Source organism: Phytobacter sp. V69, from assembly GCF_965644215.1.
Taxonomy (GTDB): Bacteria; Pseudomonadota; Gammaproteobacteria; order Enterobacterales; family Enterobacteriaceae; genus Phytobacter.
Window position 1 is genome coordinate 15748 of the sequence record NZ_CBFFRL010000018.1, and the last position, 25263, is coordinate 41010.

Below are 25263 nucleotides of genomic sequence, written 5' to 3' on the forward strand. Positions count from 1 at the left end.
TCTCGCCGGGAGCAGCTCACTCCTGCTCCCGCAACCATTCCCGATTCAGCGTCTCACTGTCACCCAGATAGCTCAATAACCAGCTCAGCGCCGGTGAGGCGTCATTTTGCTGCCAGGTCAGGCAACAGGCGGCGTCCGGGAAAGGGTTTTCCAGTTCCAGCGCCACCCACTCGCCGCGATCGATCCACGGACGAGCGAAATGCGCGGGCACCATCCCAATACACAATCCGGCCGACAGACAGGCAGCAGAGGATTCCCAGTCCGGAGCGACAACGCGCTTCTGATTATCTAAAAGCCAGGTAATGCGTTTCGGCAGTGACCGCGATGTATCTTCCCGCACCAGCGATGGCCAGTTGCGCAACGTATCGTCACTGAGCGGTGTCGTCATCGCGGCCAGCGGGTGATGGCGGGCGACCACGCATTTCCAGCTCAGCATACCCATATCACGGAAGGTATAACGGCCCCCGACCGGAATCGCCTGGGTTGCGCCGATAGCCAGCTCAACGCGTCCGTCGGCCAGCGCGTCCCAGACGCCGTTGAAGACCTCCTGGGAAACCAGCAGTTCAACATCGCTAAAATGGCGATAGAAATCGACGATCATCTGCCGGGTACGTTCCGGTTTGACGATGTTATCGACCGCGATAGAGAGCTTACCGCGCCAACCATTTGCGATTTGTTGGCATTGTTGCCGGGTGATCTGCATTTTTTTGATAACAGAACGCCCTTCTTTCAAAAACCACACCCCGGCGGGCGTCAGCTCAACATCCCGGTGTCGGCGCTCAAACAGCGGCACCGCAAGCCATTCTTCAAGCTGGCGCACGGTATAGCTGACCGCAGAAGGCACGCGATGCAGCTCTTGCGCAGCACCGCTAAAACTGCCGTTACGTGCCACGGCATCAACCACTGCCAGTGAATATTCTGACCACATAATCTGCCTGCAAAAATTTTGAAACCACCGGACAAATATTAGCGTTTCACAAGCCGACTTGCACTCCTTAGACTCTGGAGCCCTGTTTACCTGCCTAAAAAAGAGATCTGCCATGCAACCTGGAAAAGGATTTTTAGTCTGGCTCGCGGGCTTAAGCGTACTAGGCTTCTTAGCCACCGATATGTACCTGCCTGCCTTTGCCGACATTCAGCAAGATTTACATACCTCTGCCGCAGCGGTCAGCGCCACGCTGAGCCTGTTTCTCGCTGGTTTTGCCGTCGCCCAACTGGTGTGGGGACCGCTGTCGGATCGCTACGGCCGTAAGCCTATTTTGCTAAGCGGTTTGGCCATTTTTGCCGTGAGTTGTCTTGGTATGCTCTGGGTTCAGGATGCGGTCTGGCTGCTGGTGCTGCGTTTTGTGCAGGCTGTGGGAGTTTGTGCGGCTGCCGTCACCTGGCAGGCGCTGGTGACGGATTACTATCCAGCGCAGCGTACAAACCGTATTTTTGCCACCATTATGCCGCTGGTCGGGTTATCTCCTGCCCTCGCACCGCTGCTCGGCAGCTGGATTCTGGCGCATTTCTCCTGGCAGGCCATCTTCGCCACCTTGTTTGTTATCACCCTGATTTTGATGCTTCCGGCCTTGCGTCTGCGCCCTGCCGCGAACAAACCGGCACAAAGCGAGCAAGCGCTGACGTTTAGCGCTCTGCTACGCGATAAAGCCTACCGTGGTAACGTGCTGATTTATGCCGCCTGCTCCGCCAGCTTCTTTGCCTGGCTTACCGGTTCGCCGTTTATTCTGCATGAGATGGGTTATGGCCCGGCGATTATCGGCCTGAGCTATGTGCCACAGACCATCGCCTTTTTAGTCGGGGGTTACGGCTGTCGTGCCGCGCTGCAAAAATGGTCCGGTGCCCGTTTACTGCCGTGGCTGCTGGCAGCGTTTGCGCTGAGCGTGGTCGCAACCTGGGGCGTGGGACTACTGCCTGGCGCCTCGCTGACCTCCCTGCTGATCCCCTTCTGCCTGATGGCGATGGCAAACGGCGCAATCTATCCGATTGTTGTGGCTCAGGCGCTACGCCCCTTCCCGCACGCGACCGGACGTGCGGCAGCGCTACAGAATACGCTGCAACTGGGACTCTGTTTCGTCGCAAGCCTGGTGGTATCAGGCCTGATTGCTCACCCGCTTCTCGCCACCACCAGCGTGATGCTGTCAACGGTCGTTCTGGCCACGTTGGGCTACCGTATGCAACCGCAAGAAAGTGATGTTTATCACACAGATGAGACCACTGAATCGTCCTCGCACGCATAGTTGCATCAGCGACTATGTTACAGTTTAGTGATTAGCTTGCTAAGAGTTTTCTGTTGTATCACTGGATTTTGAGGCCTATACTCTTTTTCGGCTAGTTACAAATACGATAAATATTATGCATTAACGGGGGCCGGAGCGCTCCCGTTTGACCACGGAAGGCCTTTCTGGCAAGGGTCATCTCCCTTCCTCTGTTCTACGTCGGATATCAGCCTCACGGCCCAAAACCGTGAGATTTCTCACATGCCTCAAAAAGCAGCTACGCTCTTTGAAGGTTCTGATCACTTGCTGGTGGTGGAGAAGTTATGAGTTCATCGTGTATAGAAGAGGTTAGCGTACGGGATGATAACTGGTTCCGTATAGCAAACGAGCTGCTGAGCCGCGCCGGTATCCAGGTTAATGGACCGTCGGCATCTGATATTCAGGTGAAAAACCCTGATTTTTTTAAACGTGTTTTGCAGGAGGGGTCGCTCGGACTGGGGGAAAGTTATATGGACGGCTGGTGGGAGTGCGACCGGCTGGACGTTTTTTTTAGTAAAGTGCTGCGTGCCGGACTGGAAAAGCAGCTTCCGCACCATTTCAAAGATACCCTTCGTATCGCCGGGGCAAGATTATTTAATCTGCAATCCAAAAAACGCGCATGGATCGTCGGGAAAGAGCATTACGATTTAGGTAACGACCTTTTTACCCGCATGCTGGACCCACAGATGCAATACTCTTGCGCCTACTGGAAAGATGCTGAGCAACTTGAAAGTGCGCAAATCGCTAAACTGCGCTTAATTTGCGAAAAACTGCAGCTCAAACCGGGACTACGCGTGCTGGACATCGGCTGCGGCTGGGGTGGTCTGGCGCAATTTATGGCGCAAAACTACGGTGTCAGCGTTGTGGGTGTCACTATTTCCGCAGAGCAGCAGAAACTGGCGCAACAGCGTTGTGAAGGCCTGGATGTCGATATTCGCCTGCAGGATTATCGCGACCTGAACGATCAGTTTGACCGCATTGTCTCTGTCGGCATGTTCGAACACGTTGGGCCGAAAAACTACGATACCTACTTCACCGTGGTTGACCGTAACCTCAAACCTGATGGTCTTTTCCTGTTGCATACCATTGGTTCACGGCGAACCGATCATAATGTGGATCCCTGGATTGACCGCTATATCTTCCCGAATGGTTGCCTCCCGTCGGTACGGCAAATTGCCAATGCCAGTGAGTCGCATTTTGTGATGGAAGACTGGCACAATTTCGGCGCAGATTACGATAAAACCCTGATGGCCTGGTACGAACGTTTTCTCGCCAGCTGGCCTGAAATCGCCGATAACTATTCCGAACGCTTTAAACGTATGTTCAGCTACTATCTGAACGCCTGCGCAGGCGCTTTTCGCTCGCGGGATATTCAACTCTGGCAGGTCGTATTCAGCCGGGGTATTGAACACGGACTTCGCGTAGCACGCTAACATCCCACCCCGCTTCGGCGGGGTTTTCTTTTTCTGACAGGTTCCGCGGCATTATCCGCTTTGCGTAAAAAAGGGAGAATACGTTGCCGTATTCTCCCTTCATTAATCCGGTGTGCTTTCGCGCTTATTCGCCGCTACTGACCACGGCAGCCGCCGCCTCTTTCGCCGCCAGAACACGTTCCACTGTATCAACAACGGCCTGCGTTTGTGGATCGATTTCGATATTCACACGGTGACCCAATTTTTTGTTGCCAAGCGTGGTGCGCTGCAGCGTTTCCGGGATCAGATGCACGCAGAAACGGGTAGGCGTCACTTCACCTACGGTCAGGCTAATGCCGTCAATGCCAATAAATCCTTTATAGAGGATGTATTTCATCAGCGCCGGATCCTGCACCTTGAACCAGATTTGGCGGTTATTCTCGGAGGTCAGAATCTTGACGATCTCGGCGGTGGTCATGATATGACCGGACATTAAATGCCCGCCAATTTCGTCGCTGAATTTTGCCGCGCGCTCAACGTTCACCGCATCGCCAACCGCCAGTTCACCCAGATTGGTGATACGCAGCGTCTCTTTCATCAGGTCAAAACTGATATGGCTGCCGTTAATCTCCGTCACCGTCAGGCAACAACCGTTGTTGGCCACCGACGCGCCCGTTTCAAGCCCTTCCAGCATATGCTCCGGTAACTCAACAATGTGGGTGCGGAAATTGGGCTTATCATCAAGGGACACCAGTTTTGCCGTGCCCTGTACAATACCAGTAAACATGCCTACCACTCCTGTATGTCATTTACGGCACCGCCGTTTTCTAAAACGCACAATAACAGGAGGAAAATCATGTTGCCAGCCTCACGGGGTGCATGACGGCACCGGTGGTCTAAAACGACACGATAATCTCAATTCGCTTTCTTACACAGCCAGATAGAGTGATTGCCACACTCGGGATCTTCAAACTGCACATCAAGGACACTGTACTGATGTTCCGCCAGAATCTCGCGGTACTCCCCGGGCGCCAGGCTTGCGTGATACAGCGGCTCGCCGCCAAACGTCCCCATCGCCGTGCCGTTCGAGGTACCGCTGGTAAACATCAATGTGCTGCCCGCATGGCCATGGGCGGCGAAAATGGCAAACATGGCACGTTGGTCCACCTGTGACAGATGAAAAAAACTGTCCCAGGCAACCAGCCCGTCAAAAGTCTCCGCCATCTGCAACTGCCGCATATCATGATGGATCCAGCGTTGTGCCGGAAAATGTGCCCGCGCGCGTGCAAGCATCGCCGCCGATCCGTCCACGCCGGTCAACTGAAAGCCATTGCGAATAAAATACTCCGCAATCGGCTGCCCGTTCCCGCAGCCGATATCCAGGATGCTGCCACCCGGGTGAAGCTGCTGCGTAAACTTATCCAGCCACTTTTTTTCAAACAGGCTGCGAGAACGTAATCTGGCAAACTCATCCGCATGCCGTTCATAAATCGACAAAATTTGCTTCGCCGCGTGTGATTCCGTCATGTTCTCCCTCTCCTTATTGATGCCAAATGTGAGGGTATCGAACTGGCGCACAGTTTTCCCCTGCCAAAAACAGTGGGACGGATAATGTTCAATTATCGTTAACGTGGTAAAAACGCGCGACAGCATGTAAGATTTGCCTGCAACCTCATTCGCAGAATAAAGAAACAACCGCCTCGCATTACTTTCCCGCAATAACAGGAGACGGCGATACATTTCTCGGGCACACAGTTACGTACCCCGACGCATGTTTTCGTGCTGGATCCTTTACCAGCGCCATTCCTTATATTAACAATCGACCAAATGGGCACCGATCGCCCGAATGGTTTACTCAAACTGAAAAGCAAGATGAACAAGGATTTGATCGCAATGCTTAACTCAATGCTGGATTTCTGACTATCCCCCGCAGTGTCCCGGACCAGAAGACACATCTACGCTCTTTTTTTATGAATTAACCATTAATCGCATATAACTACAATATCAAGGTGTTTTCAGTGCAGAAGTACTTTACAGAAGCGCGCCAGTTGCTAGCGCTGGCTATCCCGGTGATCTTCGCGCAGGTCGCCCAAACCTCAATGGGGTTCGTTGATACGGTCATGGCGGGGGGTTACAGCGCCACCGACATGGCCGCCGTCGCCATTGGTACCTCTATCTGGCTACCCGCTATCCTGTTTGGTCATGGATTGCTGCTGGCGCTAACGCCAACGGTTGCCCAGCTTAACGGCTCAGGACGCCGCGAGCGCATTGCCCACCAGGTGCGTCAGGGATTCTGGCTTGCCGGCGCGGTATCGGTTCTGATCATGATCGTGCTGTGGAACGCCGGTTATATCATTCACGCCATGCATGACATTGACCCGCAGTTAGCTGATAAAGCCGTGGGCTATTTACGTGCTCTGCTGTGGGGCGCACCGGGCTATCTGTTCTTCCAAGTTGCGCGTAACCAGTGTGAGGGGTTGGCGAAAACCAAACCCGGCATGGTGATGGGTTTTCTTGGCCTTCTGGTGAACATACCGGTTAACTATGTCTTTATTTACGGTCATTTCGGCATGCCGGAACTGGGCGGTATCGGCTGCGGCGTGGCAACGGCATCGGTCTATTGGGTGATGTTTGCAGCCATGATCTCCTGGGTTAAGCGTGCCAGCTCTATGCGCGATATTCGCAATGACAGGCGTTACAGCAAGCCGGATATGACCGTATTGAAACGTCTGATACAGCTTGGGCTGCCTATCGCACTGGCGCTGTTTTTCGAAGTCACCTTGTTTGCCGTTGTAGCCCTGCTGGTTTCACCGCTGGGCATCGTGGATGTGGCAGGCCACCAAATCGCGCTGAACTTTAGTTCACTGATGTTCGTATTGCCGATGTCGCTTGCCGCCGCCGTGACCATTCGCGTCGGCTTCCGTCTGGGGCAAGGATCCACGCTGGACGCGCAAACAGCCGCACGTACCGGGCTTGGTGTTGGCGTGTGCATGGCCGTGCTGACCGCTATCTTTACGGTGGTGCTGCGTGAGCATATTGCGCTGCTGTATAACGACAACCCGGAAGTGGTGACTCTGGCCTCGCAACTGATGCTGTTAGCCGGTCTGTACCAGATATCGGACTCCATCCAGGTTATCGGTAGCGGGATTTTACGTGGTTATAAAGATACGCGTTCTATCTTCTTTATTACCTTTACCGCTTACTGGGTGCTGGGTTTACCGTCAGGCTACGTGCTGGCGTTAACCGATTTGGTAGTCGACCGCATGGGACCGGCAGGGTTCTGGATGGGCTTTATTATCGGGCTGACATCGGCTGCTATTTTGATGATGCTCAGAATGCGTTTCCTGCAGCGCCAGCCGTCGTCCATTATTTTGCAACGCGCGGCGCGTTAATATCACCGTAGCCGTCTTCGGGCGGCTACGTTACACCACAGATACCTCAGCAAAAGGAGAGGCCTGATGGCCGGCATTATCGCGTTGGTTTACTTTGTTCTGGGCGCCGTGGCCTTCACCCGCAAAATCAAACTGTTTGCTATTGCTTCCAGCCTGCTGCTGTTTGTCGCGTTAACGATTGTTGCCGCCAGCCAGCCATTCACACTTCTCTTTATCGCGCTGCTGGTCATCGCCTTTCTCGTTCTGCTCATCGTGAAAAAACCTCGCGATAACAAAGGCATCTTTTATTTCTCTCTGCCCTGCTGGCTGCTTATCGGCGCCGTTCTGATTCATCTGTTTTATCTCAGCTGATAATTTGTCACACAATCGTCTTGCGACAGCCCCTGCCGTCGCTTGATTTTGTGCAGCATGAGGATCATTCTCAGGCTATATCTCCCGCAGATGACTGAATGCGTTACCCCTTCCCATAAAGTCAATTGAGTATACGAAGGCACCGTTATGTCGATCCCTTTACTTGTTACGATTGAACTTGCACCAGAGCATTTTTCCCGGCTTACCGCGGTGGGTTTTGAAACACATTATGCCCCCACAGCCCCAGACCGCGCGCAGGCGGTTGAGCAAAACGGCAAGCGCATCCGCGCCGTGCTCACAAACGGCTCAACGGGCCTCGACGCCTCCGTGATAGCGGCACTGCCGAAGCTCGACATCATCTGCGCACTCGGTGCCGGGTATGAAAATATCGATGTATCGGCTGCGAAAGCGCGGAATATCATCATCACCCACGGGCCGGGGACCAATGACACTTCCGTCGCCGACCATGCGATGGCCCTGCTGATGGCGAGCGCGCGGGGCATCGTTCAATCTGATTCGGCGGTCAAACGCGGTGAGTGGGCAACGTCCCGACAGCTGCGCCCAATGGTCTCCGGTAAGAAACTGGGCATTTTAGGACTGGGGAATATCGGCGAGCAGATAGCCCGGCGCGGTTCAGCCGGTTTTGGTATGTCGGTGGCCTATCACAACCGCACACCACGTGCCGATTCCGCCTGGTGTTATCTCCCGTCACCTGTTGCGCTCGCGCAGTGGTCAGACTTTCTGGTGGTCGCCACACCCGGCGGCGCAATGACCAGACACCTCGTAGATGACGCGGTGCTTAATGCACTCGGCCCGGACGGTTTTCTCATCAATATCGCCAGAGGTAGCGTGGTCGATACGGCGGCTTTGATTGACGCACTGAAAAAGGGACGTATTGGCGGTGTCGCGCTGGATGTCGTGGAGGGCGAGCCCAACGTCCCGGCGGAGCTTAGCGCACAGGACAATGTCATTATCACCCCCCACATTGCCGGGCGCACACCTGAAGCTGCCGAGGCTACCATCCAGTTGGTGTTGAATAATTTACAGGCTTATTTCGCCGGTCAACCGGTGCTCACCCCCATCCGTTAAACGATGTCCATGGCGCATGATGTTTTTTGCGCCATGAAATTTAACGGTAAAGGGAGGAAATGAAATTTTGCGTTGTACAGATAATCAGCACACCAGTGCCCAAAAAACGCATCCTGCTCAATCATTATCCTTTAACATCAGTGAAATATGCCTTTCATGTATAAAAGTTCCGCAGTCGCGTGCATTCCGGCATAAAATAGCGATTTTCAGCTTGCCACATCTCCAGGCTGCCGCTAATATTCGTCCCCGTTGTCAGGCACAACAATGCGTTCATAGCTCAGTTGGTTAGAGCACCACCTTGACATGGTGGGGGTCGTTGGTTCGAGTCCAATTGAACGCACCATCACTTTAGTGCGTCCGTAGCTCAGTTGGTTAGAGCACCACCTTGACATGGTGGGGGTCGGTGGTTCGAGTCCACTCGGACGCACCATTCTCAGTAGTATCCCGTTCCATTCCCTCGAATTTCCCTTTGCGCAACATCAGCATTTACCCTTTCGCTTATCGTGCTTTCCCGCTGTTTCACCTGTGAAAATGCAAATTTCCCACAGCTTAGCGTCTTCTTTTAAAGATATACGCGAAAAACTGCGCAATACACTATTACTGGATCGTCATTAGCCGCACTTTTCCTCCGGTTAACCTGGAGATCCACAATGCATCTGATCGTATTCTGCGACGGCACATGGAACACGCCGGATCAAATGGATAATGGAATTCCGGCCCCCACCAACGTCGTAAAAATGCGTAATGCCCTGGTCGTCATGCCCGAACAACACGTCTATTACCACCCCGGCGCGGCGATCTGGTTGTTTGGTTTCAGCCGCGGGGCCTATACCGTCCGCAGCCTGTCCGGCATGATCTCACTCAGTGGGTTACTGAACCCTGCCGGATTGAGTGAGAGTGAGATCTGGTCTGCCATCAGCGACATTTTTGCCCACTATCGCGACCCGACGACTCACGCCTCCGCATGGCCTGTCCATCAAGGTGGAACCGATTTGCCAATCCATTTCATCGGCGTCTGGGATACCATCGGCGCGCTCGACGTGCCGGATGATATGGTCATACTGAATCTTATCGACAACCCCAACAACTACCGTTTCCATAACACCGCGCTGAGCCACAATATCCAGCACGCGCGCCATGCGATCGCCATAGATGAAAAAAGCAGAGCTTTATCCCTACGCTGTGGACCGATGTCCCTGCCGATGCGGATGTTATCCAACTGTGGTTTCCCGGCGTCCATTCCGATATTGGCGGCGTCTACTCGCGCTGCGGCTTGTCAGACGGCGCGCTGAACTGGATGACAAAAGAAACCCAGACGCTGGGTTTACAGTTCCGTGACGATGTCCTGCAACAACTCACACCCGATCCGGTCTACCAACTGCATGACTCCGTCACCGGTGTCTTCGCCTCACTGAAAACCCGTCCGCGGAATGTGCCCTGTTTTGAGATACCACATCCCCCTTCCACGCGTCTGCCGTTGCTCGCCACACCAGCCCTTCGATACTCCAGGGCGTTTACTGGCCTGGCGTTATCCTAAAAAACCCGGACGACACTGCCACCCGGAAGGTTTATGCCCGCGAACACTGGAACGCGACCGGCATCTATCCGCAAGCCGGGGTTCCCTACCGCCTGAACGCCACCGGCGAGTGGAAAGACAGCAGCATTATCTGTGGCCCACAGGGAACCAATGACGGCAAATTCCAGCCGGGTGAAGCGGTACAAATGGCCGCCTCGCTGTTAGGTAAAGTCGAAGCGCTGTATCAAAAACTGACGCATAACCACCAGGCGGATTTCCGGTATACAAAACGCGAAGAAGGTTTGCCCTGATGGGAATGGTCGCCAACGACGTCTTGCCCGAAACGCCACCGAAAAACGTCACCAACTATTTGCCTCATGAAGTGTTCCGTATCGGCTCAGGCTGTACGTTTACGCCGAAACAGAGCGGCTATTTGTATGTCTTCGCCAATGATGCCTGGCAGATGTATGCCAACAATAATGGCAGTGTGGAACTGGCCGTAACGCGTACATAGCTTTAGACGTTCTGGAGGCAAGTATGGCAAGACAGACGATGGCGGATATCGCTGCGGGTCTGACGTTAGGTGTTCTCACCGGGCTTCTCACAGGCTTAACAACCGCCAGTGTGACGTCAACGGTATTAACCACGGTACTGGCGGTGGCAACCGCCTTCTTCGGTCTTGCTGGCTCGACAAAACTTGCAGCAGGCGCACTTAATTACACCCGGATTATTTCCTTTGCCCTCGCCATGATCGTCACGCTCCCGGCGAGTATTTGGGTTCGAACCCATGACGCCCTTTCACCAACCTCAGGACAACTTGTCTCTGAACTGCAATCGCTGGGTTTCGAGGAAAGCCAAATCCAGCAGGTTGTGATGCGAATGAAATACGGTCTGGTGGCCGAGGGAGTAAAAATCGATGGTCTCAACAATCAGTTTCATTCGACCCTGTATGCCGACATTCCCGATTTTTGCAGTGACTTTGCCCGCCGCCGCAATGGCACGATTGACGATCAAATGGCATGGCTGGCAACACAGGGAACGCACTGGCAGTCGCTAGCGGAAAAAATTATGCATTTACCACCGGAAAGGCGTGAAAAAATAGGTCAGGCCGCGCTTTTTTATTTTGGTGGGGTCGAATAACGATGAGCAAATACCACTATTACGTTCTGCTGGCGGCGGTTACTCCGGTTTGCGCCCTCTCAGCACCGGTTCCGTCGAATATCACTAAACAAGTTGAACAATCGGTGATGTTGGTTCAGGCCAAATCCTGTAATGGCAACACGCCAGCGCGCAATGGTAGCGGTTTCGCCTGGCTCGATGCTAAACATGTGGTTACCGCCTGGCATGTGGTTGGGGGTGCAGCAGCATCGAGCTCTGGTATGAAAATGCCCCAGGACAGCCGTTCAAGACTGCCCAACTGGCGCGGGTGCTGAAACGCCACGATCTGGCACTGCTTACCGTGAACGACCCGCCCACAAAAAACAGTTTGTCGCAAACCGCGCCGGGTAACCCAAATAGCGATTATCAGGCGCTGGGGTATGGGCTGGGAATGCTTTCCATCGCTGAACAGGATGTTCGAATAGGCGTTGCGGGCAGCTCTGTTCTGGGCCAGTGGTTACCGGTTGCCAATACCCAAAGCCTCTCCGGTACGGACATCGACACCCAGCAATCGGTGATCCGTTTTTCATCTCCGCTACTGCCAGGCATGTCCGGCGGCCCGATTTATGTAGTGCAAGGCTTTCGTTTTCAATTGTGGACGCATCTGGAAAGCGGTGCCACGCTTGCCGTACCGGATGATGTGACGCTCGCTCAACAGGGTAATGTCTGTATAGCCGCGACGTCGAACGGGACATTTGAACAGGTTATCTCGGCCAGCCCCGCAGCTAACCAGCTGGAGGTGAATCAGGTTTCCATCGCCTTTGAGCAGCAGGTTGTCGTCCCCAAAATCACCCCTAATATCGGCGCATACCCCGATCAGGTGTTAACAACCTGGGGACCCCAGCAACGTTCTGATGGTCTCGTCGTCAATCGGAAGGCCTATTTTTTCGGCAGACAGCAGCAGGGACCCGGGCGATTCAAGGCCACGCATCAGTTCGAAACGCTAATGGCTCGCGATGGCACCTTTGTGGGATTTCGACATTTAATAATGATGTGGAACAGTGCATAAACTCTGCCGGGCAGTATGTTTTGTGCAATCCCAGCCAGCAGTATCTACAAGAGTGGGCGAAATTTGTCCTCGCGACGCAGATGTCAACTTACCCGGTGCATTAATGAGAAACGGCAGGATACCCCTGCCGTTGTATGCGTTGACTCAGGCTGTTAGCGTCTGCATATCGATCACAAAGCGGTATTTCACATCGCTTTTCAACAGACGCTCGAAAGCATCGTTGATCTGATCCATGCGGATCACTTCTGAATCCGCCGTGATGTTGTGCTCACCGCAAAAATCGAGCATCTCCTGGGTTTCGGCAATGCCGCCGATACACGAACCGGATACAGAGCGACGTCCAAGAATCATCGGCAGCGTGCTGACCGCAGGTTCGATATCCCCCAGCAGGCCAACGAACACCAGCGTGCCGTCCAGGGTCAGCGTCGGCATATAGGGGTTGATGTCATGAGCGTAGGGTACGGTGTCGATAATAAGCTCAAACTGCCCCTTCACGGCGTCCATCTGCTGTGGATCTGTAGACAGCACCACGTGTTGCGCCCCCAGTTGACGCGCATCCGCCTCTTTGCCCGGCGAACGGGTGAACAGCGTAACGTCCGCCCCCATCGCATGCGCCAGTTTCAGCGCCATATGCCCCAGCCCACCCAGCCCAATCACCGCGACCTTGCTGCCGGCTTTCACACCCCAACAGCGCAGCGGTGACCAGGTGGTAATGCCCGCGCATAGCAACGGCGCAACGGCCTGCACATCCAGATTCTCCGGAATGCGCAACACAAAATCTTCACTGCAGGTAATGGAGCGTGAGTACCCGCCGTAGGTCGGCAGATGGTCGTGGCGGTCAACCCCGTTATAGGTCTGAATGTTGCCTTCTTCGCAATATTGCTCGAGCCCCTGCTTACAGGATGAACACTCACGACAGGAATCCACCATGCAGCCGATCCCCACTAAATCTCCGGCTTTGAACTTGCTGACTTTCGGCCCCACGCGAGTGACGCGACCAACAATCTCATGCCCCGGCACCAGCGGATACTGGCTGAAGCCCCAGTCGTTGCGCGCCTGATGTAAGTCCGAGTGGCAAACGCCGCAATACAGAATATCGATAATCACATCATCCGCTCTGGGCTCGCGGCGCTCGAAATAGTGTGGCGCGAGCGGTGCTTTACTGGATTGCGCGGCATAGCCAAGTACTTTTATAGTCATCGTTATTACTCCTAGTTCTGGCATGATTGCCCGATGGGTTGTCCTGCGACGGTTCACACGACCATTACGTGTGGTGCCGTTGAGTATCCACTGCCTGTTTGTCCGGCGCTTTGCACTTTCTGTCATCCGGCAATGGGTGATGCTAAGAGACCGGCGCGCTCGTTCATGTTCATTTCATACTAGCAACCTCATGATTTTATTGTTTGCGCAACTTTCACAGGCAATAAATTTGAAGAAAAGCCAATAAAAATGCACAATCGAGCAATAACGAGCACATGGAAGATTTACGGTATTCTCATTAACGAGGGCTGAATCATGAACCACGCTGTACCCGATATCGCTTTTTTGCACGAACTGGCTGATGCAGCAGATAAACAGACGTTGCCGCGTTTTAGCTCGCAGCTGAATCTGCACGTGGATACAAAACCGAAAGAAGGTTATCGCTTCGACCCGGTGACCGATGCGGACCGTGAAGCCGAGCGAGCCATTCGCGCCATCATCAACGCCCGCTACCCTGACCATTCCATTATGGGTGAAGAATTCGGGATTAGCGGATCCGGGCCACTGCAATGGGTGCTGGATCCGGTTGATGGCACCCGCCCTTTTCTGTGCGGTATTCCGGTATGGGGAACGCTCATTGGTCTGACCGTTGAAGGCCGAGGGCATCTGGGCATGATGAGCCAGCCGTTTACCGGAGAACGTTTCTGGGCGGATGGCAAGCAGGCCTGGCGCAGCGGTCCACAGGGCAGCGCACGGCTCAACACCCGCAAAGGCATTCCCCTGGATCAGGCGATTTTGCATATCACCTCACCCGAACCGATCCCCCGCTTCCCGGACGTCAATTTTGCTGCGTTAGACGATGCCGCGCTGATGACCCGCTACGGCGGTGAGTGCTATGCCATGGCAATGCTGGCGGCCGGACAGATTGACCTGTGTCTGGAATATTCGCTACAACCCTATGATATTGTGGCGTTAATTCCTATTATTGAGCAGGCGGGTGGCGTTGTGACAACCCTGAGCGGCGGTCGCCCGGAGGCAGGAGGAACAATCCTGGCGGCGGGTTGCCCTGAGGTCCATGCGCAGGCGTTACAATTGCTAAATAGCTAAATCGGTTAAGCTAAATTCGGCGACAGCAAATAAAAAAATTTTTGTTTCAAATCTGTTGGCGCAAATCGCCCGCTATTTTCCCAGTATTTCCCCCTAAACCTTTGCCTTTATGTGGGCAAAGGTTTTACTTTGACGTCAACCAGGCAAATTCAATTTTGTGAGAACTTAACACGTTGATAACACTTCGTTGTGAAACTGCCCAGATGACTTTTGAAACAGTGTTTTCATTTTCCTTTTGCTCTTTTTTCGTCGTATAATGGCATTCTATTCTCTCTTGAATGGTTTCAGCTCATTGAACTGTAAAACTCAACCATTACATTACGACTTACCCGGCTGGGCTGAAACACAGGCACACATTACTCTGCACGCTTTTTTGATGTCACCTATCATTAGGCAGTGGCATCGCAACTTTCGTAATACAGGTTTGACTCCGAAGCCCCGCGCTAACCGGAGCGTGATTTCCATATCCTTCTCAACTTAAAGACTAAGACTGTCATGAAAAAGACCAAAATTGTTTGCACCATCGGTCCGAAAACCGAATCCGAAGAGATGTTGACCAAAATGCTGGACGCAGGCATGAACGTTATGCGTTTGAACTTCTCTCACGGTGACTATGCTGAACACGGCCAGCGCATCCAGAACCTGCGCAACGTGATGAGCAAAACCGGTAAAAAAGCGGCGATTCTGCTGGACACCAAAGGTCCGGAAATCCGCACCATCAAACTGGAAGGCGGGAATGACGTTGCGCTGAAAGCAGGTCAGACTTTCACCTTCACCACTGACAAAACCGTTGTCGGCAACACCGAAACCGTTGCTGTAACTTACGAAGGCTTCACCAGCGATCTGCAGGTTGGCAACACCGTTCTGGTCGACGATGGTCTGATCGGCATGGAAGTGACTGCCATCGAAGGTAACAAAGTTATCTGTAAAGTGCTGAACAACGGCGACCTGGGCGAAAACAAAGGCGTTAACCTGCCGGGCGTTTCCATCGCACTGCCAGCCCTGGCTGAAAAAGACAAGCAAGACCTGATCTTCGGCTGCGAACAAGGCGTTGACTTTGTTGCTGCCTCCTTCATCCGTAAGCGTTCTGACGTTGAAGAAATTCGCCAGCACCTGAAAGCGCACGGCGGCGAAAGCATCCAGATCATCTCCAAAATCGAAAACCAGGAAGGCCTGAACAACTTCGACGAAATCCTCGAAGCGTCTGACGGCATCATGGTTGCGCGTGGTGACCTGGGCGTTGAAATTCCGGTTGAAGAAGTGATCTTCGCGCAGAAGATGATGATCGAGAAATGTATCCGCGCGCGTAAAGTGGTTATCACTGCGACCCAGATGCTGGACTCCATGATCAAAAACCCGCGTCCGACCCGTGCGGAAGCAGGCGACGTTGCGAACGCCATCCTCGACGGTACCGACGCAGTGATGCTGTCTGGTGAATCCGCAAAAGGTAAATACCCGCTGGAAGCTGTGACCATCATGGCGACCATCTGCGAACGTACCGACCGCGTGATGACCAGCCGTCTGGATTTCAACAACGACAGCCGTAAACTGCGTATCACCGAAGCGGTTTGCCGTGGTGCGGTAGAAACTGCTGAGAAACTGGATGCGCCGCTGATCGTGGTTGCAACCCAGGGCGGTAAATCTGCGCGTGCAGTACGTAAATACTTCCCGGATGCCACCATCCTGGCACTGACCACCAACGAAACGACTGCACGTCAGCTGGTACTGAGCAAAGGCGTTGTGGCGCAGCTTGTTGAAGAAATCGCCTCTACTGACGACTTCTACCGTCTGGGCAAAGAGCTGGCCGTACAGAGCGGTCTGGCACAGAAAGGCGACGTTGTGGTCATGGTTTCTGGCGCTCTGGTCTCCAGCGGCACCACCAACACGGCATCTGTACACGTCCTGTAATAATACCCGGACGAATATTCGTTTAAAAAAGCGCCCTCGGGCGCTTTTTTTATATATCTCTAAGTCACTGCGAATAAAAAAGCAAATCGGATTTCACTATTTAAACTGCTTATTATCTAAGATGAATCCGATGGAAGCTTGCTGTTTTATCACACTTTTTTTAACGTTTTATTCAAAGTAGGTGTTTCTTTGAGCGAACGATCAAATTTAAGTGGATTCCCATCAAAAAAATATTCTCAACCTAAAAAACTTTGTGTAATACTTGTAACGCTACATGGAGATTAACTCAATCTAGAGGGTATTTATAATGAATCGTACTAAACTGGTACTGGGCGCGGTAATCCTGGGTTCTACTCTGCTGGCTGGTTGCTCCAGCAACGCTAAAATCGATCAGCTGTCTTCTGACGTTCAGACTCTGAACGCTAAAGTTGACCAGCTGAGCAACGACGTGAACGCAATCCGTTCCGACGTTCAGGCTGCTAAAGACGACGCAGCTCGCGCTAACCAGCGTCTGGACAACCAGGCTCATTCTTACCGTAAGTAAGAGTACCTGTGATGAAATGGCGCACACTGTGCGCCATTTTTTTGCCTGCGATTTACCTTCTCTGTTCTTACTGCGTCACAGTCTTCCCCACCTCTTCCGTATTCACATCTGCCCCTGCGTCACGGTTCTGCACTGACAGCACGCTTTCCGTTGTTACCTTCCCGCTTTTCCCCACCGGGATCGTCACGGGATAACCCGCGCGACGGTACAGCGCCTTGTCGATAAGCGCCCTGTCGCCACCCCCTTGCTCAATGGTACTCGCCAGAGTCGTTGAGAATGCGATAGGCAGCGTCTGCGTGTTCTCATCAACGTTTTGCGACAGCGGTCGGTGCACCTCAATATAATGGCGTCCGTCGGGTTCTACGGCGTATTTGACCGGCTCGTCGAGGATGGTCACCCGCGTACCGGTATTCACCTGCGAGAAGAGCGACTGGATGTCTGCTGCGTTCATACGTATACACCCGGAGCTCACGCGTAGCCCGACGCTGTCAGGTGCGCTGGTACCGTGGATGAGGTATTCGCCATTCCCTATTCCCAGACGCAGTGCAAAGCGCCCCAGTGGGTTATTTGGCCCGGCGGGTACGACAGCGGGCAATTCAATACCTTGCGCCAGAGAACGCGCACGGATGCCTGCGGTAGGTGTCCAGGTGGGATTGGGGATCTTCTGGCTAACGCGCGTGGTGGTCACCGGCGTTTCCAGCCCCTGCTGACCAATCCCCAGCGGAAAGACCTGCACGATGTCTTTGCCCGGTGGGTAGTAGTAAAGCCGCAACTCGGCGAGATTGACCACGATTCCGTCCCGTGGCGTATCCGGCAGCAGCATTTGCGATGGGATCGTGACGACCGTACCAGCTCTGGGAACCGGTGCGATAGTGTTGTTGGCTTCAATAATCAGCATTGCCGCCGTGTCAAAATGACGGGCAATGGCCTGCAGATTTTTATCGCTCTCCTGAACGGTGTAAGTTTGGTTTTGACCGATAAGACGACTTCCGACCGGCGGGAGCGGATAATCCACGGCCCAGGCCATCTGGATAGCGCTAAAAGCGCCAATAAGAGACAGTGTAATAGTAGACGCGCGTTTCATGCTGAATGTCCTGTATCACGGCAAAGGCCGAAAGCTGAATAACCAGCGAGGCACGGATGCACCTCGCGTAACAGGATGAAAGCTGTCTATTTAGTTTAGCTAATGTTGGCGGCTTTGGAGCGAATTGCGCGAATCATCGCTTCCAGCCCCTGAGAACGAGAAGGGGTAAGGTGCTGAGTCAGGGACATCTTTTCAAACCACGGGCGCACATCGAACGCCACAATGTCCTGAGCGGTCATCTGCTGATAAAGAATAAACACAATAGCAATAAGTCCTTTGACGATAGCCGCATCGCTGTCGCCTGCCAGTTCCATCACGCCATCGTCATTTCGGCGCATCACAATCCACACCTGGCTCTGACAACCCTGAATGATGTTATCCGGGTTGTGCGCCTCGTCACCGAGCGCGGGCAAGCGCTGCCCCAGTTCAATAATGTATAGATATTTCTCTTCCCAGTTGGCGCAGCGCCCAAAATTGCGCAGCAGCTTGTCTCTGTCGGGTAAAACGGCCATGTTTGCCTCTCTGTTAGCCCAGCAACTGATGAATACGTTTCAGGCCAGCCACCAGACGATCCACCTCTTCTTCCGTGTTGTACATCACCAGCGATGCACGGCACATTGCCGGCACATTATAAAACGCCATCAGCGGCATTGCGCAATGGTGTCCTGTGCGTACGGCCACACCGTAGTTATCGAGGAAACTTCCCACATCGTAGGCATGGTGTTTACCCAGATTAAAAGCAACAACCCCCAGACGGTCCTGTGGACCATAAAGCGTTAAATCCGGCACTTCCGCCAGCGCGTTCAGGGCATAGTGCATCAACGTCTGTTCATACTGCGCAATTGCATCCAGCCCCAGCCCGCTGACGTAATCGATAGCCGCACCCAGGCCGATAATCCCCCCTGTGTTGGGCGTGCCCGCCTCAAAACGCCACGGCGCTTTAGCATAGGTGGTTCCTTCGGTCAGGCTCACGGTGGCAATCATTGAGCCCCCACCTTCCCACGGCGGCATAGCCTGCAGGATGTCCTCCCTGGCATAGAGCACGCCAATCCCTGTCGGCCCATAGAGCTTATGACCGGAGAAGACATAGAAATCGCAATCCAGCGCCTGCACGTCAACGGTGTGATGCATGATGGCCTGCGCACCATCAATCAGCACCTTCGCACCATGCTGATGAGCTAACGCGATCATCTCCGCTACCGGGTTTTCCGTTCCCAGCACGTTAGAGACCTGGGTGACCGCCAACAGGCGCGTACGCGCGTCAAACAGCCCTGGTAGGGCATCAAGCTGCAGCGTGCCGTCAGTGTTAAGCGGAATGACGCGCAGCTCGGCACCAACGCGCTCACACAGCATCTGCCACGGAACGATATTCGCGTGGTGTTCCATGGCGCTGATGATGATGTTGTCACCCGCCTGCACCTGGCTGTTACCCCAGCTGTTAGCCACCAGATTGATGCCTTCGGTCGTGCCACGTACGAACACCAATTCTTCCGGCGTGCGGGCGTTCAGGAAGCCAGCGACCTGCGTGCGGACATGTTCCATGCGCTGCGTTGCTTCGGCGCTCAGGGTATGGATCCCACGGTGCACCGCCGCATAACCGTGGCGATAAAATTCCGCCTCGGCATCGATAACCTGATTCGGTTTTTGCGCGCTGGCGGCGCTGTCCAGATACGCCAGCGGCAATCCGTTAACTTCACGCGTCAGGACCGGAAAATCGGCGCGTACGCTGTGAACGGAAAAACTCATGCTAAGCCTCCCGCAAGGCGTTGGCCAATACGTGCCAGCACCTGCTGCCTGAGCGCTTCGTCGCTGATGGCTTCGGTAACCTCAGCCGCGAAGGCATAAATGATCATCTTTTGCGCTGCCTGCTGGTCGATACCGCGCGAGCGCAGATAAAACATCTGTTCGTCGTCAATGCGCCCGATCGTTGCACCATGGCTACATTTCACATCATCAGCATAGATTTCCAACTGCGGCTTGGTGTCCACTTCTGCCAGCCGTCCCAGCAGCAGGTTGTTGTTGGTCATCTGGCCATCGGTCTTGATGGCGTGTTGCGCAACATTAATCAGGCCGTTGAATACCGCGCGCCCTTTGTCGCTGACAATGGTTTTATGCAGCTGGCGGCTGTTGCAATAGCCTTTGTTGTGCTCAAGCCATGTCCGGGTATCGCACACTTCCGATTTCACCGGCATCACCAGGCTGTTCATCCCCAGCGTGGTATTTTCCCCGTTAAGCTGGGTGCTGGTGTTGTGGCGCAATACGGCACCACCCAGCAGGAAGCTGTGGCTGTGCGCCGCTGCATCCGCGCCCAGACGAATGTCGTTGTGCGCAAAGTGGTAGCTTTCCGGGTTTTCAAACGCCAGTTTGACATGCTGTAACCGGGCATTGGCCGCCACGTCCATGGTCAGCCGCGCGCCGGTGAAATGGCGATGGGCATTCAGGCTGACATAGTGTTCGTAAAGTGTCGCTTCGGCCCCTTCGGCCAGCGAGATGTGATGCCGATAATGGGCGGTGTTCATCTCTGACCCGGCCAGCCCCTGAGTGATATGCATCAGCAGCAACGGTTTTGTCGCTCGTTGATTACGGCCGACGCTGATGTGAGTAATGCTTTGCGCCAGGCTTTCGGTTAAGTGTAAAAACACCTCCGGCTGTACCGGGGCCAGCAGCGTCTGGCGGTCGTCGTTAATGGTCACAGTAAAACCGGAACCGGCGATATCGTCGCTCAGCGTCGCGTTGTAATAGCCATCGACAAATACCAGGCGCAGCGCATCCACTGGCAACGCCAGAGCATCACACTCTTGCGCGCTCAGCACGCCCGCCGTGGTGACGAACTCGCTGTTCAGCAAGCCGTCGAGCGGAGTGTATTTCCAGTTTTCGTGTTTGCGCGTCGGCAAGCCTAAACGCAGCATGTTTTGCAGATGCTGCTGTGCCTGCTCAGAGCGTGCCCCGCCATGTTGTTCAAACAGGTGATGCCACTGTTGCAGCGCGTTACTGCTGTTCTGTAAGCCAGCCATAACCTTGCTCCTCCAGTTGCTTAACCAGCGTGAAATCACCGGATTTCACAATGCGCCCCTGATACAGCACGTGGACATAGTCCGGCTTGATGTAATCCAGGATTCGCTGATAGTGGGTCACAATGATGAAAGAGCGCTTCTCGTCGCGCAGCGCATTGACGCCTTCGGCAACAATCTTGAGCGCATCAATATCCAGCCCGGAGTCGGTTTCATCCAGGATGCACAGGTCCGGTTCCAGCACTGCCATCTGCAGAATGTCGTTACGCTTCTTCTCACCACCGGAGAAGCCCACGTTAACCGAACGCGTCAGCAGGTCTTCCGGCATTTTCAGCAGTTTGATTTTGTCTTCCATCAGATCCTGCAAATCAAAGCGGTCGAGTTCATCCTGCTCACGGTATTTGCGCACGGCATTGAGGGCAGTTTGCAGGAAGAACTGATTGCTGACGCCGGGGATCTCGACCGAATACTGGAAGGCCATAAACACCCCTTCCCCGGCTCTGTCTTCCGGGGAGAGCTCCAGCAAATCTTTGCCTTTGTACTCCACGCTGCCACCGGTGACTTCATAGTCTTCACGTCCTGCCAGCGTCGCAGATAGCGTACTTTTACCGGAACCGTTCGGCCCCATAATCGCGTGCACTTCACCCGGACGCACGTCCAGGCTCAGGCCACGCAGAATCTCTTTATCTTCAACGCTTACCTGCAGGTCTTTAATACTTAACATGTTTGTTCCTTAATTCTTAACCGACGCTGTGTTCAAGACTAATAGCCAGCAATTTTTGTGCTTCAACGGCAAACTCCAGCGGCAGCTCGGAGAACACGTCTTTACAGAATCCATTAACGATCATTGAAATCGCATCGTCTTCACTGATACCGCGCTGCAGACAGTAGAACAGCTGATCTTCACCGATACGCGAGGTGGTCGCCTCATGCTCCAGCTGCGCGCTGTTGTTGCGACACTCGACATACGGGAAAGTATGCGCACCGCAATCCGGGCCAATCAGCATGGAGTCACATTGGGTAAAGTTACGCGCGTTGGTGGCGCTCGGCATGATTTTCACCAGCCCGCGATAGCTGTTCTGGCTGTGCCCGGCAGAGATCCCTTTCGAGATAATGGTCGATTTGGTGTTCTTGCCGATGTGGATCATCTTGGTGCCGGTGTCCGCCTGCTGGTGGCCGCTGGTCAGCGCTACGGAGAAGAACTCGCCGATGGAGTTATCGCCACGCAGAATACAGCTAGGGTATTTCCAGGTAATTGCCGAACCGGTCTCCGACTGGGTCCAGGACATTTTGCTGTTCTCGCCTTCGCACAGCGCACGCTTGGTCACGAAGTTGAGGATCCCGCCGGTGTTGTTATCACCCGGGAACCAGTTCTGCACGGTGGAGTACTTCACTTCCGCATCTCGATGGATGATGACTTCCACCACCGCCGCATGCAATTGGTAGCTTTCGCGCACGGGAGCAGAACACCCTTCGATGTAGCTGACATAGCTGCCTTCATCCGCCACCAGAATGGTGCGCTCAAACTGCCCGGTTTTTTCGGCGTTGATACGGAAATAGGTCGACAGTTCCATCGGACAACGCACCCCTTTCGGGATGTAGATAAAGGTGCCGTCAGAGGCGACCGCCGCGTTCAGCGCCGCAAAAAAGTTGTCGTTAGAGGGAACGACGGTGCCCAGGTATTTCTTCACCAGCTCCGGATGATCGTGGATCGCTTCGCCAAACGAGCAAAAAATAATGCCCTGTTCGGAGAGTTTTTCCCGGTAGGTGGTGGCAACGGACACGGAGTCAAAAATGGCATCGACCGCCACTTCACGCCCTTCACGCACCGGCACGCCCAACTGGTTGAATGCCTCTTCCACTTCGTTGGTCAGAAACGCATTTGCGCCGGTTTGTTGCACGGCTCCCGGCTGCGAGGCGCAGGTGTCATCACAGCTACCGCAGGACGGCGCGGAATAGTAGCTGTAATCTTGATAGTCGAGCTTCGCGTAATGGGCTTTCAGCCAGTGTGGCTCTTCCATTTCAAGCCAGGCGCGGAAGGCGCTCAGGCGAAATTCCAGCATCCATTCCGGCTCGTTACGTTTGGCCGAAATCGCGCGCACGACATCTTCATTAATGCCCTTCGCGATTTCGTCGGTGGTCAGTTGGGTGAAGAACCCCTCTTTATAATTGAGGTTTCCGGTCCAGGTTTTGACATCGTCAGTTGCTTCAGTATTACGAGACATAGTACCGCCTATACCCCAAAGCTTTCGCCGCAGCCGCATTCGTTCTGGGCTTTCGGGTTATGGAATTTGAATAATTGGTTTAAACCTTCGCGCACATAGTCCACTTCAGTGCCGTCGATAAACGGCATAGCCTCAAGCGGCACATACAGGCGTGCGCCATCATTTTCAAAAAGCAGGTCGCCTTTTTCCGGCTCGGTTACCGTGCCCAGCACGTAGCCAAAGCCAGCGCAGCCGGTTTGTTTAATGCCCAGCCGGACGCCCAGCAGCTCGGGTTGCTTACTGGTTAGCGCGCGAATATGTTCCGCAGCAGCAGGTGTCATCGTTAGTCCGCGCCAGGCAAAATCGGCCGGATCGAACGTTTCTGATTGCGATTCCATTGGTCTACCTCACGTAATAAATCCCGAAGGACATAACACTATGTTAGTGATAATGATTATCACTTCAACCTCTATTCCGAAGGGTTATTCGTGTACTGCCCGTTTTTTAAGCACATGGTATAAGCATAGACCCTGTGCGAAGGCTTTACAGATAAGTAAAAAATAGTTTAATGATTTGATAAATAATGGCTATTTATGACCGGGTACGGAGATGAGGTGCGTAAGTAAAAGATGTATAGGCAATGCCTATTTTTGAGATAGGAATGCAAAAAAATGATTCTTCGAAAACGTTTCCTGATATCAAAAAGTTAACTGCGTCACAAAACGACCTTTCAAAGAGATACGTCGCGTTTCCTCTGTCTGCCCCCGCTCGTTATGCCATCGTATTTATCGGGATAAGAGATGGGTTGAAATCCCCCATTTCTCTATGGTTAATGTCTTGCCCGTACATTCCAGAATCGAATACCCGCCATTTAAATGGGAATAGCGTTCAAAATTCCGCAAATCAGCGTCCATCAGCGCAGCGATCACCGCCTGGATGACGTGGCCGTGGGAAACGACACAGATATTACCGTGGTTAACCGATAAGCCTGACAAAGCAGTCATCACTCTACAAGTGGCGTCCCGTAATGCTTTGCCATGCTGTGGGGAGATCTCCGTACTGCCAGAGAAAACCTCCTCGGCCTCTAAGCGCTCTTTCTGGGTGAGTTCGGCCATACGTTTGCCTTCCAGATAACCAAAATGGCGTTCGGCAAACGCAGGCTCAAGATAGAGCGGGCAACCTAAGCTGCTCGCGATTTGCCCGGCGGACGCCACCGCCCTGCCGAGCGGTGACGCCACAATACGCACAATGGATTTGTCCGCCAGATCCCGACACAACGCAGCTATCTGATTTATCCCTCGCCCGGTGACCGGGCTGTCCAGATGTCCCTGAAATCTGTTTTCAACGTTCCACAGCGTTTCACCGTGTAGGACAAGATAGATTTTCATTGCATATGTCGCATAGATATAGGTAGCGAGGTCGCAGACAAGCAACAAGATTTACCGTCATACCAATTGATGATTCTGTGCTTTTTCATAGCCGTTATTTAATCAATGAACGCAGTAAATATGTCGACGCTTCTATCACATTAGAAAAAAGAATATCGCCGGAATACTCTTTCAAGTTTTCCAGGTTTTCTTCGCTATTTGCGTTAAGTTGTGCAATCGCCACCTGCTTATTTTCAGCAGTAAATTCGGTTGGGTATTTTTTAAAACCACCTTGCTTTAGCTGCTGGATATCGTCGGCTGTAAGATCGTTTTTAGCGAAGATCTTCGCGGTGGAATCGTTGTAGTAAAAGACATAAACATCTATTTTTGCCCCCATCAGCACGTTGCTAACTTGTACGTTAAAATAGCACACAGCGTTCCGGGAGATAGCAGGACAGGCATCAATATCGTGCTCCCGGTCTGAGTATGGGCGATTATGTGTCGATTTTGATATCAATAGGTTAACGCACTGCGCCGTGAAATAATCAGACACAGTTATCAATAGATTCCATACAGCGCGAATTCAGATAATAAGTGCAACGCTCGGACATGATTGTGGAGAGTGTAGGAGGAAGGGTTAACTACCGATAAGT

General features: G+C 53.4%; 27 protein-coding genes, 2 tRNA genes and 1 pseudogene. 17 read left to right on the forward strand and 13 right to left on the reverse strand.

Going from position 1 to position 25263, the window contains the following annotated elements:
- Nucleotides 1-16 precede the first annotated feature (16 nt).
- Nucleotides 17-928 (reverse strand): DNA-binding transcriptional activator PunR, encoded by a 912-nt coding sequence (punR, locus tag ACSZPU_RS04280; protein WP_498995826.1) that lies wholly within the window; start codon nucleotides 926-928, stop codon nucleotides 17-19.
- 112 nt (nucleotides 929-1040) lie between these two features.
- Between punR and punC the strand changes: the two genes are divergently transcribed.
- Nucleotides 1041-2240, forward strand: a complete 1200-nt coding sequence (gene punC, locus ACSZPU_RS04285; protein ID WP_498995828.1) for a purine nucleoside transporter PunC — start codon at nucleotides 1041-1043, stop codon at nucleotides 2238-2240.
- Between the two features lie 302 nt (nucleotides 2241-2542).
- Nucleotides 2543-3691: a cyclopropane fatty acyl phospholipid synthase gene (cfa, locus tag ACSZPU_RS04290; RefSeq protein WP_498995831.1), complete on the forward strand. Its 1149-nt coding sequence runs from the start codon at nucleotides 2543-2545 to the stop codon at nucleotides 3689-3691.
- A gap of 124 nt (nucleotides 3692-3815) precedes the next feature.
- Here cfa and ACSZPU_RS04295 read toward each other — a convergent pair whose 3' ends face one another.
- Nucleotides 3816-4457 (reverse strand): riboflavin synthase subunit alpha, encoded by a 642-nt coding sequence (locus ACSZPU_RS04295; protein WP_498995834.1) that lies wholly within the window; start codon nucleotides 4455-4457, stop codon nucleotides 3816-3818.
- 128 nt (nucleotides 4458-4585) lie between these two features.
- Nucleotides 4586-5197 (reverse strand): class I SAM-dependent methyltransferase, encoded by a 612-nt coding sequence (locus ACSZPU_RS04300; protein ID WP_498995835.1) that lies wholly within the window; start codon nucleotides 5195-5197, stop codon nucleotides 4586-4588.
- Between the two features lie 491 nt (nucleotides 5198-5688).
- Between ACSZPU_RS04300 and mdtK the strand changes: the two genes are divergently transcribed.
- The 11 genes and pseudogenes from mdtK to ACSZPU_RS04355 all read left to right on the forward strand — a co-directional run bounded on the left by mdtK (nucleotide 5689) and on the right by ACSZPU_RS04355 (nucleotide 12185).
- Nucleotides 5689-7062 carry an MdtK family multidrug efflux MATE transporter gene (gene mdtK / locus ACSZPU_RS04305; RefSeq protein ID WP_498995838.1) on the forward strand — a complete coding sequence of 458 codons (1374 nt, stop codon included), beginning with the start codon at nucleotides 5689-5691 and terminating at the stop codon, nucleotides 7060-7062.
- 66 nt (nucleotides 7063-7128) lie between these two features.
- The gene (locus ACSZPU_RS04310) at nucleotides 7129-7413 is read left to right on the forward strand and encodes a hypothetical protein (protein WP_498995840.1); all 285 of its coding nucleotides are present in this window, start codon (nucleotides 7129-7131) and stop codon (nucleotides 7411-7413) included.
- A gap of 147 nt (nucleotides 7414-7560) precedes the next feature.
- Nucleotides 7561-8502, forward strand: a complete 942-nt coding sequence (locus ACSZPU_RS04315) for a 2-hydroxyacid dehydrogenase (RefSeq protein WP_498995843.1) — start codon at nucleotides 7561-7563, stop codon at nucleotides 8500-8502.
- 266 nt (nucleotides 8503-8768) lie between these two features.
- A tRNA-Val gene (locus ACSZPU_RS04320) sits at nucleotides 8769-8845 on the forward strand.
- 10 nt (nucleotides 8846-8855) lie between these two features.
- Nucleotides 8856-8932, forward strand: a tRNA-Val gene (locus tag ACSZPU_RS04325).
- Nucleotides 8933-9200: 268 nt separating this feature from the next.
- Nucleotides 9201-9751 (forward strand): annotated as a pseudogene (locus tag ACSZPU_RS04330) (phospholipase effector Tle1 domain-containing protein); the annotation flags it as partial.
- Between the two features lie 48 nt (nucleotides 9752-9799).
- Nucleotides 9800-10039 (forward strand): hypothetical protein, encoded by a 240-nt coding sequence (locus ACSZPU_RS04335; RefSeq protein WP_498995877.1) that lies wholly within the window; start codon nucleotides 9800-9802, stop codon nucleotides 10037-10039.
- Between the two features lie 289 nt (nucleotides 10040-10328).
- A complete protein-coding gene (locus ACSZPU_RS04340; protein ID WP_498995846.1) occupies nucleotides 10329-10532 on the forward strand; it encodes a hypothetical protein in 204 nt (67 codons plus the stop codon).
- Nucleotides 10533-10555: 23 nt separating this feature from the next.
- Complete coding sequence (locus ACSZPU_RS04345; RefSeq protein ID WP_498995847.1) at nucleotides 10556-11158, forward strand: hypothetical protein; 603 nt, start codon at nucleotides 10556-10558, stop codon at nucleotides 11156-11158.
- A 2-nt stretch (nucleotides 11159-11160) separates the two neighbouring features.
- Nucleotides 11161-11451: a hypothetical protein gene (locus ACSZPU_RS04350; protein WP_498995849.1), complete on the forward strand. Its 291-nt coding sequence runs from the start codon at nucleotides 11161-11163 to the stop codon at nucleotides 11449-11451.
- The gene (locus ACSZPU_RS04355; protein WP_498995850.1) at nucleotides 11445-12185 is read left to right on the forward strand and encodes a S1 family serine peptidase; all 741 of its coding nucleotides are present in this window, start codon (nucleotides 11445-11447) and stop codon (nucleotides 12183-12185) included. The genes ACSZPU_RS04350 and ACSZPU_RS04355 overlap by 7 nt, the downstream gene beginning before the upstream one ends.
- Before the next feature lie 144 nt (nucleotides 12186-12329).
- Here the strand turns inward: ACSZPU_RS04355 and ACSZPU_RS04360 are convergent, their stop codons facing one another.
- A complete protein-coding gene (locus tag ACSZPU_RS04360; protein ID WP_498995852.1) occupies nucleotides 12330-13385 on the reverse strand; it encodes an NAD(P)-dependent alcohol dehydrogenase in 1056 nt (351 codons plus the stop codon).
- Between the two features lie 315 nt (nucleotides 13386-13700).
- Between ACSZPU_RS04360 and ACSZPU_RS04365 the strand changes: the two genes are divergently transcribed.
- The 4 genes from ACSZPU_RS04365 to ACSZPU_RS04380 all read left to right on the forward strand — a co-directional run bounded on the left by ACSZPU_RS04365 (nucleotide 13701) and on the right by ACSZPU_RS04380 (nucleotide 16944).
- Entirely contained in the window at nucleotides 13701-14492 is a 792-nt protein-coding gene (locus tag ACSZPU_RS04365) for an inositol monophosphatase family protein (RefSeq protein WP_498995854.1), read from the forward strand.
- 256 nt (nucleotides 14493-14748) lie between these two features.
- A complete protein-coding gene (ynhH, locus tag ACSZPU_RS04370; RefSeq protein WP_498995856.1) occupies nucleotides 14749-14973 on the forward strand; it encodes a protein YnhH in 225 nt (74 codons plus the stop codon).
- 14 nt (nucleotides 14974-14987) lie between these two features.
- Nucleotides 14988-16400 (forward strand): pyruvate kinase PykF, encoded by a 1413-nt coding sequence (gene pykF, locus ACSZPU_RS04375; protein WP_498995858.1) that lies wholly within the window; start codon nucleotides 14988-14990, stop codon nucleotides 16398-16400.
- 307 nt (nucleotides 16401-16707) lie between these two features.
- Nucleotides 16708-16944 (forward strand): major outer membrane lipoprotein, encoded by a 237-nt coding sequence (locus ACSZPU_RS04380; protein WP_007374746.1) that lies wholly within the window; start codon nucleotides 16708-16710, stop codon nucleotides 16942-16944.
- Nucleotides 16945-17011: 67 nt separating this feature from the next.
- Here ACSZPU_RS04380 and ldtE read toward each other — a convergent pair whose 3' ends face one another.
- From ldtE to ACSZPU_RS04425, 9 genes are all read right to left on the reverse strand, one after another.
- A complete protein-coding gene (gene ldtE / locus ACSZPU_RS04385; protein WP_498995862.1) occupies nucleotides 17012-18028 on the reverse strand; it encodes a L,D-transpeptidase LdtE in 1017 nt (338 codons plus the stop codon).
- Between the two features lie 95 nt (nucleotides 18029-18123).
- Nucleotides 18124-18540 (reverse strand): cysteine desulfuration protein SufE, encoded by a 417-nt coding sequence (gene sufE / locus ACSZPU_RS04390; RefSeq protein WP_498995864.1) that lies wholly within the window; start codon nucleotides 18538-18540, stop codon nucleotides 18124-18126.
- Between the two features lie 13 nt (nucleotides 18541-18553).
- Nucleotides 18554-19774, reverse strand: coding sequence for a cysteine desulfurase SufS (gene sufS, locus ACSZPU_RS04395; RefSeq protein ID WP_498995865.1), 1221 nt, complete (start codon nucleotides 19772-19774; stop codon nucleotides 18554-18556).
- Nucleotides 19771-21042 (reverse strand): Fe-S cluster assembly protein SufD, encoded by a 1272-nt coding sequence (gene sufD / locus ACSZPU_RS04400; RefSeq protein WP_498995867.1) that lies wholly within the window; start codon nucleotides 21040-21042, stop codon nucleotides 19771-19773. Before sufD ends, sufS begins: the two co-directional genes overlap by 4 nt.
- Entirely contained in the window at nucleotides 21017-21763 is a 747-nt protein-coding gene (sufC, locus tag ACSZPU_RS04405; protein WP_498995868.1) for a Fe-S cluster assembly ATPase SufC, read from the reverse strand. Before sufC ends, sufD begins: the two co-directional genes overlap by 26 nt.
- A gap of 16 nt (nucleotides 21764-21779) precedes the next feature.
- Nucleotides 21780-23264 carry a Fe-S cluster assembly protein SufB gene (gene sufB, locus ACSZPU_RS04410; RefSeq protein WP_498995869.1) on the reverse strand — a complete coding sequence of 495 codons (1485 nt, stop codon included), beginning with the start codon at nucleotides 23262-23264 and terminating at the stop codon, nucleotides 21780-21782.
- A gap of 8 nt (nucleotides 23265-23272) precedes the next feature.
- Nucleotides 23273-23641 carry a Fe-S cluster assembly scaffold SufA gene (sufA, locus tag ACSZPU_RS04415; protein ID WP_498995872.1) on the reverse strand — a complete coding sequence of 123 codons (369 nt, stop codon included), beginning with the start codon at nucleotides 23639-23641 and terminating at the stop codon, nucleotides 23273-23275.
- A gap of 387 nt (nucleotides 23642-24028) precedes the next feature.
- On the reverse strand, nucleotides 24029-24631 hold the full coding sequence (locus ACSZPU_RS04420; protein ID WP_498995874.1) for a histidine phosphatase family protein: 603 nt from the start codon (nucleotides 24629-24631) through the stop codon (nucleotides 24029-24031).
- A gap of 94 nt (nucleotides 24632-24725) precedes the next feature.
- Complete coding sequence (locus ACSZPU_RS04425; RefSeq protein ID WP_498995875.1) at nucleotides 24726-25163, reverse strand: hypothetical protein; 438 nt, start codon at nucleotides 25161-25163, stop codon at nucleotides 24726-24728.
- Between the last annotated feature and the right edge of the window lie 100 nt (nucleotides 25164-25263).